The organism is Enterobacter sp. JMULE2, assembly GCF_013337145.1.
GTDB lineage: Bacteria > Pseudomonadota > Gammaproteobacteria > Enterobacterales > Enterobacteriaceae > Enterobacter > Enterobacter mori.
In genome coordinates, this window is the sequence record NZ_SGWD01000016.1 from 85,973 (window position 1) to 100,500 (window position 14,528).

The window sequence follows — 14,528 nt, forward strand, 5'->3', positions numbered from 1 at the left end:
CAGGGAAAAGCGCATGATAATTTACATTATCTCCTTTATTTCTCCACGTTTGACCTGGGCCTAACCGCTAAAGTTATGCGGGCAATAAACAATAATGACGTGCAGCAAAACGAGGTCACACTTTCATGGCGAATTTCTTCATCGATCGCCCCATTTTTGCCTGGGTACTTGCCATTCTGTTATGTCTGACGGGTGTTCTGGCGATTACTTCACTTCCTGTTGAGCAATACCCCGATCTGGCGCCGCCAAATGTGCGCGTCACGGCAAACTATCCTGGCGCATCAGCCCAGACGCTGGAAAATACCGTCACCCAGGTGATCGAGCAGAACATGACGGGTCTCGATAACCTGATGTACATGTCCTCACAGAGCAGCGCCACCGGTCAGGCTACGGTGACACTGAGTTTTACGGCGGGAACCGACCCGGATGAGGCGGTGCAGCAGGTGCAAAACCAGCTGCAGTCTGCCCTGCGTAAGCTACCGCAGGCGGTGCAGAACCAGGGCGTGACCGTACGTAAAACCGGTGACACCAATATTTTAACCATCGCGTTTGTCTCCACCGATGGTTCGATGGATAAGCAGGATATCGCTGACTACGTGGCGAGTAATATCCAGGATCCGCTCAGCCGTATTAACGGCGTGGGGGATATCGACGCCTACGGCTCGCAGTATTCCATGCGCATCTGGCTGGATCCCAACAAGCTAAACAGCGTGCAGATGACGGCCAAAGACGTGACTGACGCCATCGAATCGCAGAACGCTCAGATCGCCGTCGGTCAGCTGGGCGGTACACCCTCTGTCGATAACCAGGCGCTGAACGCGACCATTAACTCTCAGTCCCTGCTCCAGACGCCCGATCAGTTCCGTAATATCACCCTGCGGGTCAATCAGGACGGCTCTGAAGTACGGCTGGGCGATGTCGCGACCGTGGAAATGGGCGCGGAAAAGTATGATTATCTGAGCCGCTTTAACGGTAACCAGGCATCCGGCTTAGGGGTGAAGCTGGCCTCCGGCGCGAACGAAATGGCAACCGCCGAACAGGTGCTAAATCGCCTTGACGAACTGTCGCACTATTTCCCGCACGGGCTGGAATACAAAGTCGCCTACGAAACCACCTCCTTCGTTAAAGCCTCTATTGAAGACGTGGTGAAAACCCTGCTGGAAGCGATCGGGCTGGTGTTCCTGGTCATGTACCTGTTCCTGCAAAACTTCCGCGCCACGCTTATTCCCACCATTGCCGTTCCGGTGGTGCTGCTCGGCACCTTCGCCGTGCTGTATGCCTTTGGTTACAGTATCAATACCTTAACCATGTTCGCGATGGTGCTGGCGATTGGCCTGCTGGTGGATGACGCCATCGTGGTGGTGGAAAACGTCGAACGCATCATGAGCGAAGAAGGACTCTCGCCGCGCGAAGCCACGCGAAAATCGATGGGGCAAATTCAGGGCGCGCTGGTCGGTATTGCAATGGTGCTCTCAGCGGTGTTTATCCCGATGGCGTTCTTTGGCGGCACCACCGGTGCGATTTACCGCCAGTTTTCCATCACGATTGTCTCCGCGATGGTGCTCTCGGTGCTGGTGGCGATGATCCTCACCCCTGCCCTCTGCGCCACCCTCCTCAAGCCGTTACATAAAGGCGAGCATCACGGGCAAAAAGGCTTTTTCGGCTGGTTTAACCGCATGTTCAACCGCAACGCGGCGCGCTATGAGGCGGGCGTGGGTAAGATCCTGCATCGCAGCGTGCGCTGGATGGCGATGTATGTCCTGCTGTTAGGCGGAATGGTGTTCCTGTTCCTGCGTCTGCCAACCTCCTTCCTGCCGCTGGAAGATCGCGGCATGTTTATCACCTCCGTTCAGCTGCCAAGCGGTTCTACGCAGCAACAAACGTTGAAGGTGGTGCAGAAGGTTGAGAACTATTTCCACACCAAAGAGAAAGATAACGTTGTTTCCGTCTTCTCCACCGTCGGCTCGGGCCCGGGCGGGAACGGGCAGAACGTCGCACGCATGTTCGTGCGCCTGAAAGACTGGGATCAGCGCGACAGCGACACAGGCTCCTCGTTCGCCATTATTGAACGCGCGACGAAAGCCTTCAGCCATATCAAAGAAGCGCGCGTATTTGCCAGCAGCCCTCCGGCCATCAGCGGTCTGGGGAGTTCCGCCGGGTTTGATATGGAGCTGCAGGATCACGCGGGAGCCGGACATGACGCGTTAATGGCTGCGCGCGATAAATTGCTCGATCTGGCCAGCAAGGATCCACAGCTGACCCGCGTCCGTCACAACGGTCTGGATGACAGCCCGCAGCTCCAGGTCGATATCGACCAGCGTAAAGCGCAGGCGCTCGGCGTATCCATTGATGACATCAACGACACGCTGCAAACGGCCTGGGGCTCAAGCTACGTCAACGACTTTATGGATCGCGGCCGCGTGAAAAAGGTCTACGTTCAGTCTGCCGCCAAATACCGTATGCTGCCGGACGATATTAACCGCTGGTATGTGCGTAATAACGCAGGGGGCATGGTGCCGTTCTCCGCCTTCGCCACGTCGCGTTGGGAAACCGGCTCACCGCGCCTGGAACGCTATAACGGCTACTCGGCGCTGGAGATCGTAGGTGAAGCCGCGCCGGGCGTCAGTACCGGTACCGCGATGAATATTATGGAAAAACTGGTGCAGCAGTTGCCAACCGGGTTTGGCCTGGAGTGGACGGCGATGTCGTATCAGGAGCGGCTCTCCGGTGCACAGGCCCCTGCGCTGTACGCCCTGTCGCTGCTGGTGGTCTTCCTCTGCCTTGCCGCACTGTATGAGAGCTGGTCAGTACCGTTCTCGGTAATGCTGGTGGTGCCGTTAGGCGTCATCGGTGCGCTGCTGGCAACCTGGATGCGCGGCCTGGAGAACGATGTTTACTTCCAGGTGGGGCTGCTGACTGTGATTGGCCTGTCGGCCAAAAACGCCATTCTGATCGTGGAATTTGCCAATGAGATGAATGCGAAAGGCCAGGACCTGCTAGCCGCAACGCTGTACGCTTGCCGCCAGCGTTTACGCCCGATTCTGATGACCTCTCTGGCGTTTGTCTTCGGGGTACTGCCGATGGCGACCAGTTCGGGTGCCGGTTCCAGCAGCCAGCATGCGGTCGGTACCGGGGTGATGGGGGGAATGATTTCAGCCACGATTCTGGCTATTTATTTCGTGCCGCTGTTCTTTGTGCTGGTACGACGTCGCTTCCCGCTGAAGGAAAAGCCTGAGTAACCAATGAAATAAAAAAGGCGGCTTTCGAAGCCGCCTTTTTATTGTGTGATTCATTCACACTATGGTTATTTTACTTATTTAAGTGCGCTTGCAATTCTTACTGAATGTCATTTACGAAGCATGCCTTCGATAAAATCTTTCCAGTTCCCCAGTTCACGTTCAATCATAACAACCTCTCTTATTATTATGCGCATTCTACGGAAACGTATCATCAATGTGAAGACTATTTAACCAATTGCAGTGATTGTACCCCGCTATCCCCGGTGGATTTATGATAAATATGAACGCACGCCCTTAAATTTTGTGTGACCGCCAGCAATATTTTGAAATAACCCTACGAGCAGATGATTAGATATTTAACCACTGACTTTATTAGAGATTTAAACCTGATAGACATCTATGCTTAAATGATGAAAGAATATTCAGCTTACAGGTGTGAGGTGAATTAAGGAGAATTGTAAATCAAGAGAATTCCTGAATGTGTTATATTCCACTTAAGGATATATCTTCGAATTTATTGAACATTCTTTCTGCATAAGAACAAAAGGATTCACTATGATTGTGATGTACGGCATTAAAAATTGCGACACTATCAAAAAAGCCCGCCGCTGGCTTGAAGCAAACAACGTAGAATACCGCTTTCACGATTACCGTGCTGATGGTCTGGATGCAGAATTTCTGCATACCGCGATCGGTGAACTGGGCTGGGAAGCGCTGCTCAATACTCGGGGGACCACCTGGCGTAAACTGGATGAATCCGTCCGCGCCGGTATCACCGATGCGGACAGCGCGGCAGAACTGATGCTTGAAATGCCAGCAATTATCAAACGCCCATTGCTCTGCAAGCCAGGTCAGCCTATGCTGCTGGGTTTCAGTGAAACCCTTTATTCTGACTTTTTTCGTTGAGGTGTAGTCTATGTCATGCCCGGTCATTGAGCTGACTCAGCAGCTTATCCGCCGTCCTTCCCTTAGCCCGGACGATGCAGGTTGTCAGGCATTAATGATTGAGCGTCTGCGTGCCATCGGTTTTACCGTTGAGCGCATGGATTTTGGCGACACGCAGAACTTCTGGGCCTGGCGCGGTCAGGGGGAAACGCTGGCGTTTGCCGGGCATACGGATGTGGTTCCCGCGGGTGATGCAGACCGCTGGATCAATCCCCCGTTCGAACCCACCATCCGCGACGGTATGCTGTTTGGCCGCGGTGCGGCAGACATGAAAGGCTCACTGGCGGCCATGGTCGTGGCCGCAGAGCGTTTCGTTGCCCAGCATCCTAATCATAAAAATCGTCTCGCGTTTTTGATCACCTCCGACGAAGAAGCCAGCGCGCATAACGGTACCGTGAAAGTCGTTGACGCGCTGATGGCGCGTAACGAACGTCTCGACTACTGCCTGGTGGGTGAGCCATCCAGCACCGAAGTGGTGGGCGATGTCGTGAAAAACGGTCGTCGCGGGTCCATGACCTGTAATCTGACCATTCACGGTGTGCAGGGGCACGTGGCCTATCCTCACCTGGCCGACAACCCGGTGCACCGTGCCGCGCCGATGCTGAACGAACTGGTGGGGATAGAGTGGGACAAAGGCAACGAATTCTTCCCACCAACCAGCATGCAGATTGCCAACGTCAAGGCCGGAACCGGCAGCAACAACGTCATCCCTGGGGATTGCTTTGTACAGTTCAACTTCCGCTTCAGCACGGAACTGACCGACGAGATGATCAAAGCCCGCGTGATCGCACTGCTGGAAAAACACCAGCTGCGCTATACCGTGGAGTGGTGGGTGTCCGGCCAACCGTTCCTGACGCAGCGTGGAAAGCTGGTAGATGCGGTAGTGAACGCCATCGCACACTATAATGAAATTAAGCCACAGCTGCTGACGACTGGCGGCACCTCTGACGGACGCTTTATCGCCCGTATGGGTGCACAGGTTGTCGAACTGGGTCCAGTAAACGCGACCATTCACAAAATCAATGAATGCGTCAACGCGGCTGATTTACAACTGCTGGCCCGTATGTATCAACGTATTATGGAGCAGCTCGTCGCCTGACGACTGCTTAGAGGATTAGCGAATGGACTGGCTTTCAAAGTACTGGTGGATTCTGGTGTTGGTGTTTCTGGTAGGCGTGCTGTTGAACGTGATTAAAGATCTGAAGCGCGTTGACCATAAGAAGTTCCTCGCCAACAAACCGGATCTTCCGCCACATCGTGATTTTAACGACAAGTGGGACGATGAAGACGACTGGCCGAAAAAGGACCAGAAGAAGTAATCGATCTGTTTCCCCCCTCTCCCTGGGAGAGGGGGAATCCTCACATAAACTCTACAATATCATCATCATTCGGCTTACCACCGCTGAGCGCTTCGTCGAAGTAGTGCTTCGGCACGGTATAACGCAAACGATCGAGCGCAAACTGCATGCTGCGGTCGTCAATCGCGTGCCCCAGATCGTCAACGATATCCAGCGTGACGTCGCCGCCAGCGCGGATAAGCGATTCCTGCGCGGCAACCGCATGCGAAAGCTCAATCACCCGATCTTCACCACCGTGGATCAAATGAATGGTGGTCTGCGTCGTCACGCTGCCGGGCAGAGTGGCGAAACGACCGTTAAAGGCAATCACGCGGGATACCAGCCCCGGCTGCGCTTTCACGCTCTCCAGCGACATAATTGACCCCTGTGAAAAACCAATCAGCGCCGTTGCGTCAGCGCCCACGCCGCTCTGCTGCTGCCAGTAGCGTACGGTATCGATGAAGGTCGGCATGATGGCATCGATGCGCGCCTGACGGTTCTCTTCCGTCACACCCTGCACCGAAAACCACTGGCGACCTTCAGGGCCACAAGGCTCTACGCCGCCGATGCTGACAATCAGTGCATCCGGGAAAACCGGCGCAAACCAGCTGCCAATCTGCCCCATATTGACGGCGTTATCGCCAACGCCATGAAACAGCAGCAGTAACTGTTTAGCCGGTTTTTCAGGGCTTTGAACAACAAAATGATCGTGTTTCATGGCGTTCTCCTTAAGTGATGAGCAGGATTCTACGCCTCTGTGGGGTAATGACCATGCCACTTTACTGATGAAGTCATTGAAAAAATTGCCATTGCAAAATGTCGTCTTTCAACTTCTGACAGCGTGTTTCATCAAGACTTTCAAGCGCTTGTGCTGTTTCTTTGCGCAGGTTCGCCAGCAAGGATTTTCGCCCGGCGTTATCCGTTTCCCCCGCCAGTTTACTGCGCAAAAGCGGGAGCGGCATGTCCACGTTTAACAGCAAGCGGGTTAACGCGGCAACGGAGGTCGAGAACGCCCGATGGGCAAAGGCAAACCCCGCCAGCTCCTGCCAGTCGTCATTATTAAGGGTAGCTTCCCAGCCATCTGATACCGGGATCTTTTCGCCATTCCAGGCCGAGAGGACCCGGGCGTCACGCCGCAGACGCTGATGTGCCTGCGCGCACAGCTGATGCCCCGCCTCGCTAAGCGGCAGCAACGCCATCGCGGTGAAGCAGCCGCTGCTCGCTTCGCGGTGGCTGCCTATCCGCACCAGCACAAAGCCGCACTGCTGCCAGAAGCACCACAGCTCGTCGGTATAGCCAAAACTCACGGAGAGATAATCCTCCCCGCTGGCGCTACGGATAAGCCGACGACCAATACCTTCCCGTTGACGATGGGGATGAACGGCAATACGCGTGATCCGTCGGCCCTTAAGCGTCGCCGCCAGTGGCGAGCCGCCGTGGGCAGCCAGAGACTGCGCCACCAGATTCCCACGCGGCCGACGAAATCCCGCCCACACCGCGCGACTAAGCTCTGGGGATAAGCCGCCCTCCTCCACCAGCCAGAGAGCGCCGGCGAGGGTTGAGTCAGTTTCAGCAACGGTAAAATGCTGTCCCGGCGCGTCCATCATCCGGCGTAAATCAAGCGGAGACGTGCGGTAATGCGCGGCACATAACAGCTCATAAACGCCCGCCACACGCGCCGGATTGCTTTCCCACATCTGCGGCTCCAGCGACGTTAAACGTACGTCACCTTCCGGTTTCTGGTCGATGAGCGCATCGTCAAACAGCAGAATCTCTGACACCACACGCTCGAGGGGGCACCCGGCGGCCCAGCGAACCGGCGTTGATAAGGTGAAAGACTGCAACCCGCTGAACCGGGCGCAAAACTTCAGCAGAAAACCCCGGCCTGTTCCTTCATAACCCTGAACCGTGGTGGTCAACAGAGCGCGGGGAAAACGCTCAACCAGCTTTTCAAGAAGCGGTCCCGGAATGGCGGCCGCCTCATCGACAATCAGCCAGTCGGCCTGCAGCGTCGACGCGAGCAGCGCATCCGGCGCCATAAAGTGAAAATGCTCTCCCGCAAAACGGGCGATGACATCCGTTGCCCCTTTCGCAGGTGCAGTCACTACCGCAGTGCCCTGAATACGCTTTAGCAACATTCCTGCAAGCGCTGACTTTCCGCGTCCACGAGGTGCCGTGACCGCCACGACGCCAGTGTTCATGGCCAGGAGCGTACGCAGGATGTCAGCCTGCTCACGCTGCGGGTCGCCGCTGGCTGGCTGCCAGTCAGGGATATCAGGAAACGGAGGAAGCGCTAGCGGTTGGTTTTGACACCACAGGATGGTGTCAGGGTCAGCGACGATGGTGCGCTGGAAATGGTGCACAAAATGCGGCGTGGCGATAGGCTCGGCGCTGTCGCTCCAGCGAACGGAGTCGCTGTCCGGTGTTTCCGCCCAGACGGAGAAAGGCGGAACCAGCAGCACCAGCAGACTCCCGGCGCGCAGCGTCCCGCTGAGGGCGGCAAAGGCCGAGACGTCGAACCCCGCGCGAGCATCAAAAACCGCGTGCTGAAACTCGCGCCCCAGCAGCCCACTGATGGCTTTCGACGGGTGCTCATCCAGCCATAGCCAATCTCCAGGCTGGGCATCGCGCAGGGCCACCGCCTGCGTCAATGTCCAATGCGCATCGCCGCTGAGTACAACCAAACGACGATGACCTTTACGCCTGAGCTGGCTGATCAGATGTTCAAACGGCAACATTACATCGCTTTGCCGAAGGTATTACATTGCGCAGGGTCACCGCTGTCGAAGCCACGTTTAAACCAGCTGTAACGCTGCTCCGAAGTACCGTGAGTGAAACTGTCTGGTACCACTCTCCCCTGGCTTTGCTGCTGGAGACGGTCATCGCCGATGGCCTGCGCGGCGTTCAGCGCCTCTTCAAGGTCGCCCGTTTCCAGAACGCCCTGCTGTTTCATGCTATTGCCCCAGACGCCGGCGAAGCAGTCCGCCTGCAGCTCCATTTTGACAGAAAGACGGTTCACTTCAGCCTGAGACGCATTCTGCTGAAGCTGACGCACTTTAGGCTCGATGCCGAGCAATTTTTGCACGTGGTGGCCGACCTCATGCGCGATCACATAGCCCTGGGCAAAATCGCCGTCGGCACCCAGTTTGCTTTTCATGTCATCATAAAATGAGAGATCGATATAGACAGTGCTGTCCGCCGGGCAGTAGAACGGCCCCATCACGGACTGTCCGGTACCGCATCCGGTGCGCGTCGCACCGCGGTACATCACCAGCTTCGGCTGCTGATAGGTACGCCCCATTTTCTCGAACTGCTGGCCCCAGGTTTCTTCTGTGGTCGCAAGAATAACGGAGGTAAATTTGGCCGCTTCATCTTCGTTCGGGCTGATGGAGCGCTGAGAGTATTGTTGTTGCTGGAGCGGCTCCCCGGTCATCAAACCGGTGAGATCCACACCGTAATACCCTGCGACCAGCACCACAATCAGCAGGATGATACCGCCCTTTCCACTGGGCAACCGGAAGCCGGGACCGCCCATTGAAGGGCCGCCGCCGCCACTGCTGCGCCTGTCTTCTACATTGTCACTTTCACGACGCCCTTGCCAGCGCATAACCACCTCGAACTATTCCATTAATAATAGCTATGATCGTAGGCGGTTAATGACAAGATTACCATAGTAAACAAGGGTAAGACGCCAAAGGATATGAATATCCTTTGGCAATTGAGGAGATTAGTCGAGCTTAACGCCTAAACGGTGAGCAACCGCTTCGTACGCTTCAATCAGGCCACCCAGGCTCTGACGGAAACGGTCTTTATCCATTTTATCCAGGGTTTCTTTATCCCACAGGCGGCTGCCGTCCGGGGAGAACTCATCGCCCAGCACCACTTCGCCTTTGAACAGACCGAACTCCAGCTTGAAGTCGACGAGGATCAGCCCTGCGTCATCAAACAGTTTTTTCAGCACGTCGTTCGCTTTGTAGGTCAGCTCCTGCATACGCGCCAGATTCTCTTTGCTCACCCAGCCGAAGGTTTCGCAGTAAGATTCGTTGACCATCGGGTCGTGCATGGCGTCGTTTTTCAGGAACAGGTCAAACAGCGGTGGATTCAGTTCGATACCTTCTTCAATGCCGAGACGCTTCACCAGGGAGCCAGCGGCACGGTTACGAATGACGCACTCAACCGGAACCATGTCCAGTTTTTTCACCAGACATTCCGTATCGGACAATAACGCTTCCATCTGGGTCGGGATACCCGCTTCGGCCAGTTTGCTCATAATGAAGTGGTTGAACTTGTTGTTCACCATGCCTTTACGATCGAACTGTTCAATGCGTGCGCCATCCCCTGCTGACGTATCATTGCGGAACTCGAGCACCAACAGATCCGGGTTTTCCGTGCTGTATACGGTCTTCGCTTTGCCACGATACAACTCAGCTTGCTTCTGCATCTTCATTACTCCTGGTGTGATGATTTGTGTTCAAAACTGGGGATATTATGCCACGCACACGTTTGCGTGGCACGAAAATAAAAAGGGCTGGATTCACCAGCCCTTGTATTTATTTGCTGAATGCCGCCTGGAAGACGGCGACCAGCGCATCATTCTGCGCCTGGGTCAGCGTGTGACCTTTCGGATCGATAAACTGCAGGCTACTGCGGTTATCGAGGTCACCTACCTGAATTTTGTAGTCACCGGAGGCAAGCTGAGGATCTTTCGCGCCCAGTTCCTGCCATGCGCTGTCAGACAGCGGCTTGTAGGTTGCCGTCATGCTACCGGTTGAACGCGTGCTGTCGGTCACTTTCATGCCCACTTTTTCCAGCGTCGCTGGCAGACGCTGCCAGGTCTGGTTAAACGGTGCACGCACCACCAGCATTGGCAGACCGGTATCATCCGCCGCGCTCTGCACGTCGTAGGAAGAACCACTGCGGTTCTGCGCTGCGTTAGCGGCGTCAGTCGCGTTCTTATCCAGACCGGCTGCAATGACGTTCAGCATTTCGGTGCTGTAACGCTGCATTGACGCAGCATCAGCAACCGGTTTACCCGCCTGCTCCAGGTTTAACAGCTTAACGGTAACCGCCTGCTGATAACCCTGCGGTTTAACGGAGACTTGATAACGACCACGGTACTGCTGATCTTCATCCAGGCGGTTCCACTCGATCCAGTCCGTTGTTAACGTCTGGCTGGCATCATCGCGTTTATCAATCGTGTAGTTCTTAGACTGAATAACGCTGACAACCTGCGGCCACAGCGTGCTGTTGCGGCTGTTTTCAACCATCAGGGATGCCGTATCACCGGTAAACTGGGTACGCGCACCGCTCACCAGCGCCAGAGGCTGAGCAGGTGGACGAATATCAAGCGCTTTACCGACAAGACCACTGCCGTTAGTGACGGGGATATTATAATCGCCGTTTTGAATCGGCAGGATCATACCAGCCGGTGCATGAAGTTCAGCAAGCGGCGCCGCATCCAGATAGGATTCATCACCGCTCACCTGGCGCTTGTAGCGCGAGTCCGAACTACAGGCAGCGAGCAGCATAACAAGCGAAACACTCGCAACCTTCGCCAGGCGCGACTTCTGTACTGAATAAGCCATCAAATCTCCCTAAACTTTACAGCAAACCGGCATGCTTCAGCGCGCCAGCGACAATTTCACGACCGTGGTCGGTAATCGGTGTCATTGGCAGACGCAGCGTGTCGGATGCTACAAGTCCCAATTCCTTACACGCCCATTTCACTGGGATCGGATTGGGTTCGACAAATAATTTATTGTGCAATGGCATCAGACGCTGATTAATCACGCGAGCTTCATCAAAATGACCGGCCGCGGCCAGTTTGCACATTTCCGCCATATCGCGGGCCGCAACGTTAGCCGTTACGGAGATCACGCCATGACCACCGAGCTGCATAAAGTCCAGCGCGGTCGCATCGTCGCCGCTCAACAGGATAAAGTCATCTGAAACCAGCTCTTTGATCTGATGAACGCGGCTTAAGTTCCCTGTCGCCTCTTTAATCCCGATAATATTTTTTACTTTCGAGAGACGGCCAACGGTTTCCGGCAGCATATCGCAACCGGTACGGGACGGCACATTATACAGAATTTGTGGCAAGTCAGTATGTTCTGCGATGGCTTTGAAATGCTGGAACAAACCTTCCTGAGTTGGACGGTTGTAGTAAGGCGTGACGGTCAGACAGCCAACAATGCCGCTGTCGTTAAAACGTTGAGTCAGGCTGATAGCTTCTGCGGTTGCGTTAGCCCCTGTTCCTGCGATGACCGGGATACGTCCGTCAGCCAGCTCCAGGGTCAGCATAACCACATCGCCGTGCTCTTCGTGGCTCAGCGTGGCAGATTCACCGGTAGTCCCTACCGAAACGATCGCCGAGGTTCCATTGGCGACATGGTAATCAATGAGCTTCTTCATGCTTGACCGGCAGACATTACCTTTTTCATCCATCGGTGTAACAAGCGCGACAATACTTCCCGTGAACATGAGCCATCCTCTGTGCGAACAAGAGCCTCAATGTTACGTTTGGAACTGTAATAAAAGCAAGCGACCTGAGGCGCTCAGGCGGTTGTATGCATGTTTTTTTATGCTTTCCTTAGGAAGACTTAACCAAGCAAAGGAAGAACAGGTTTGACAACCTCATCACAACATTACCTGGTTATCACTGCGTTGGGTGCTGACAGGCCGGGTATCGTGAACACCATCACCCGCCACGTAAGCAGCTGCGGCTGTAATATCGAAGACAGCCGTCTCGCTATGCTTGGCGATGAGTTCACGTTTATTATGCTGCTTTCCGGCACTTGGAACGCCATTACGTTGATTGAATCAACCCTGCCGCTGAAGGGTGCCGAGCTGGATTTGCTGATAGTGATGAAGCGCACCACCGCGCGTCCGCGTCCGGCACTGCCTTCCACCGTCTGGGTACAGGTTGAAGTGCCTGATTCACCGCATTTGATTGAGCGTTTTACGGCGCTTTTTGACAGCCATCAGATGAACATTGCCGAACTGGTTTCCCGTACGCAGCCAAGCGATGACCATGCTCTTCCGGTGCTGTTTATTCAAATTACCGCGCACAGCCCTGCATCACAGGATGCGTCAAATATCGAGCAAGCGTTCAAAGCCCTCTGTACAGAATTAAACGCGCAGGGCAGTATAAGCGTCGTAAATTATTCGCAGCACGAACAGGATGGAGTTGAGTAATGAATCCACTGAAAGCCGGTGACATCGCACCGAAATTTAGCTTGCCGGATCAAGACGGCGAGCAAGTAAATTTGACCGACTTCCAGGGACAGCGTGTTCTGGTCTATTTCTACCCGAAAGCCATGACCCCCGGCTGCACCGTACAGGCCTGCGGCTTACGCGATAACATGGATGAGTTGAAAAAAGTCGGCGTGGAAGTGCTGGGTATCAGCACGGATAAACCAGAAAAGCTGTCACGATTTGCGGAAAAAGAGATCCTGAACTTCACGCTACTTTCCGATGAAGATCACCAGGTTTGCGAGCAGTTCGGCGTCTGGGGTGAGAAAACGTTTATGGGTAAAACCTACGACGGCATTCACCGCATCAGCTTCCTGATTGACGCTGACGGTAAAGTTGAGCATGTGTTTGACGACTTCAAAACCAGCAACCACCACGACGTGGTGTTGAACTGGCTGAAAGCAAGTGCCTGATAAACAGCAAAACGGCAACCCAGGTTGCCGTTTTTAGTGTTTTCCCCCTCTCCCACGGGGAGAGGGCCGGGGTGAGGGCATCAGCCCGCACAAAACCTACTTCTCTTCCACCGCTGGCACATCCGGCCACGCGTGAACCACGGCTTTAATCAGCGTCGCCAGCGGAATAGCAAAGAACACGCCCCAGAATCCCCACAGCCCGCCGAAAATCACCACTGACAGAATAATCACCAGTGGATGCAGGTTTACCGCTTCCGAGAACAGCACCGGCACCAGCAGGTTACCGTCCAGTCCCTGAATAATCAGGTACACCGCGAAGCAGCTCCAGAACTCCGTACCCAGACCAAACTGGAACAGCGCGACGCCCACCACCGGGATGGTCACCACGAAGGCACCGATATACGGGATCAGCACCGACAGCCCCACCAGCACCGCCAGCAGCAGCGAGTAGTTCAGGCCGAAAATCAGGAAGCCAATCCAGGTCGCGACACCCACCACAATCATCTCCAGCACCTTGCCGCGAATGTAGTTGGTGATTTGCTGATTCATCTCCTGCCAGACCTGCCCTGCCAGGCCACGGTTACGCGGCAGAATGCGCCTGACGGCGTTCAGCATCTGTTCTTTATCTTTTACCAGGAAGAAGACCATTAACGGCACGAGCACAAGGTAAACCGCCAGCGTCAGCAGGCCGACCAGCGAGGCCAGAGAGTATTTCACCACCGAGTCGCCCATCGTCATGATGCGGGCGCGCATGTTTTCGGCCATCGCGTCAATAATCCCGGCATCCATCAGCGCGGGATAACGACGCGGCAGCGTGGCGGCGAAATCAGAGAGCTTATTCAACATGCCGGGCATATCACGGATCAGGTAGATCCCCTGCTGCCAGGCAACCGGCATGACCACAAATGCCATCAGTAACACTATGCCGACAAACAGTACCAGCACGATGCTGGTCGCCCAGCGGCGGGAACAGCCGATATTTTCCAGACGCGCCGTTGGCCACTCCAGCAGATACGCCAGCACAATCGCCACCAGCAGCGGCGCAAGCAGGCCGCTAAAGAAGAACAGAATACCGAACCCGGCAACCAGAATAACCAGCAAAGCAATGGCTTCCGGGTCGCTAAACCGACGCCGATACCACTGCATTAACATTTCGAGCATACAACCCTTCCCTGAATCGAATGGCGGGAGTGAGAGCTGAATTGTATCTAACTGTCACAAAAAAGACTTTCGCTTTTTGTATCACTGTAACGATTCGCAAAAGCCTGATGAATGGGATTTTCTTCATGTCGCAACACGGCTACACTCGCAGGTCAGTGGAGATGAACGATATGCCGGTTCAT

General features: G+C 54.9%; 14 protein-coding genes. 6 read left to right on the forward strand and 8 right to left on the reverse strand.

Going from position 1 to position 14,528, the window contains the following annotated elements; genetic code table 11:
• Window positions 1-125 precede the first annotated feature (125 nt).
• On the forward strand, window positions 126-3,239 hold the full coding sequence (gene acrD, locus EXW94_RS20470; RefSeq protein WP_174340883.1) for a multidrug efflux RND transporter permease AcrD: 3,114 nt from the start codon (window positions 126-128) through the stop codon (window positions 3,237-3,239).
• Between the two features lie 107 nt (window positions 3,240-3,346).
• Here acrD and ypfM read toward each other — a convergent pair whose 3' ends face one another.
• Window positions 3,347-3,406 (reverse strand): protein YpfM, encoded by a 60-nt coding sequence (ypfM, locus tag EXW94_RS20475; protein WP_015572204.1) that lies wholly within the window; start codon window positions 3,404-3,406, stop codon window positions 3,347-3,349.
• Between the two features lie 388 nt (window positions 3,407-3,794).
• Between ypfM and EXW94_RS20480 the strand changes: the two genes are divergently transcribed.
• From EXW94_RS20480 to EXW94_RS20490, 3 genes are read left to right on the forward strand one after another with little or no spacing between them, the layout of a single operon-like run.
• Window positions 3,795-4,145, forward strand: coding sequence for an ArsC family reductase (locus EXW94_RS20480; protein WP_174340884.1), 351 nt, complete (start codon window positions 3,795-3,797; stop codon window positions 4,143-4,145).
• Window positions 4,146-4,155: 10 nt separating this feature from the next.
• Window positions 4,156-5,283, forward strand: coding sequence for a succinyl-diaminopimelate desuccinylase (dapE, locus tag EXW94_RS20485; RefSeq protein ID WP_010433812.1), 1,128 nt, complete (start codon window positions 4,156-4,158; stop codon window positions 5,281-5,283).
• 22 nt (window positions 5,284-5,305) lie between these two features.
• Window positions 5,306-5,503 (forward strand): YpfN family protein, encoded by a 198-nt coding sequence (locus EXW94_RS20490; RefSeq protein ID WP_000383991.1) that lies wholly within the window; start codon window positions 5,306-5,308, stop codon window positions 5,501-5,503.
• 40 nt (window positions 5,504-5,543) lie between these two features.
• Here the strand turns inward: EXW94_RS20490 and ypfH are convergent, their stop codons facing one another.
• From ypfH to dapA, 6 genes are all read right to left on the reverse strand, one after another.
• Window positions 5,544-6,239: an esterase gene (gene ypfH, locus EXW94_RS20495; protein WP_010433816.1), complete on the reverse strand. Its 696-nt coding sequence runs from the start codon at window positions 6,237-6,239 to the stop codon at window positions 5,544-5,546.
• Between the two features lie 73 nt (window positions 6,240-6,312).
• On the reverse strand, window positions 6,313-8,259 hold the full coding sequence (locus tag EXW94_RS20500) for a tRNA(Met) cytidine acetyltransferase TmcA (protein ID WP_174340885.1): 1,947 nt from the start codon (window positions 8,257-8,259) through the stop codon (window positions 6,313-6,315).
• Window positions 8,259-9,128, reverse strand: coding sequence for a neutral zinc metallopeptidase (locus EXW94_RS20505; protein WP_029485160.1), 870 nt, complete (start codon window positions 9,126-9,128; stop codon window positions 8,259-8,261). Before EXW94_RS20505 ends, EXW94_RS20500 begins: the two co-directional genes overlap by 1 nt.
• A 120-nt stretch (window positions 9,129-9,248) precedes the next feature.
• Window positions 9,249-9,962, reverse strand: a complete 714-nt coding sequence (purC, locus tag EXW94_RS20510; RefSeq protein WP_010433825.1) for a phosphoribosylaminoimidazolesuccinocarboxamide synthase — start codon at window positions 9,960-9,962, stop codon at window positions 9,249-9,251.
• Between the two features lie 109 nt (window positions 9,963-10,071).
• Entirely contained in the window at window positions 10,072-11,106 is a 1,035-nt protein-coding gene (gene bamC / locus EXW94_RS20515; protein ID WP_108416690.1) for an outer membrane protein assembly factor BamC, read from the reverse strand.
• Window positions 11,107-11,122: 16 nt separating this feature from the next.
• Entirely contained in the window at window positions 11,123-12,001 is an 879-nt protein-coding gene (dapA, locus tag EXW94_RS20520) for a 4-hydroxy-tetrahydrodipicolinate synthase (RefSeq protein ID WP_010433831.1), read from the reverse strand.
• 144 nt (window positions 12,002-12,145) lie between these two features.
• On the opposite strand from dapA, the gene EXW94_RS20525 reads away from it, so the two are divergent.
• Window positions 12,146-12,715, forward strand: a complete 570-nt coding sequence (locus tag EXW94_RS20525; RefSeq protein ID WP_042715787.1) for a glycine cleavage system transcriptional repressor — start codon at window positions 12,146-12,148, stop codon at window positions 12,713-12,715.
• Window positions 12,715-13,185 (forward strand): thioredoxin-dependent thiol peroxidase, encoded by a 471-nt coding sequence (bcp, locus tag EXW94_RS20530; RefSeq protein ID WP_120157742.1) that lies wholly within the window; start codon window positions 12,715-12,717, stop codon window positions 13,183-13,185. The genes EXW94_RS20525 and bcp overlap by 1 nt, the downstream gene beginning before the upstream one ends.
• Window positions 13,186-13,281: 96 nt before the next feature.
• Here the strand turns inward: bcp and EXW94_RS20535 are convergent, their stop codons facing one another.
• Window positions 13,282-14,346, reverse strand: a complete 1,065-nt coding sequence (locus tag EXW94_RS20535; protein ID WP_108416694.1) for an AI-2E family transporter — start codon at window positions 14,344-14,346, stop codon at window positions 13,282-13,284.
• Window positions 14,347-14,528: the final 182 nt, after the last annotated feature.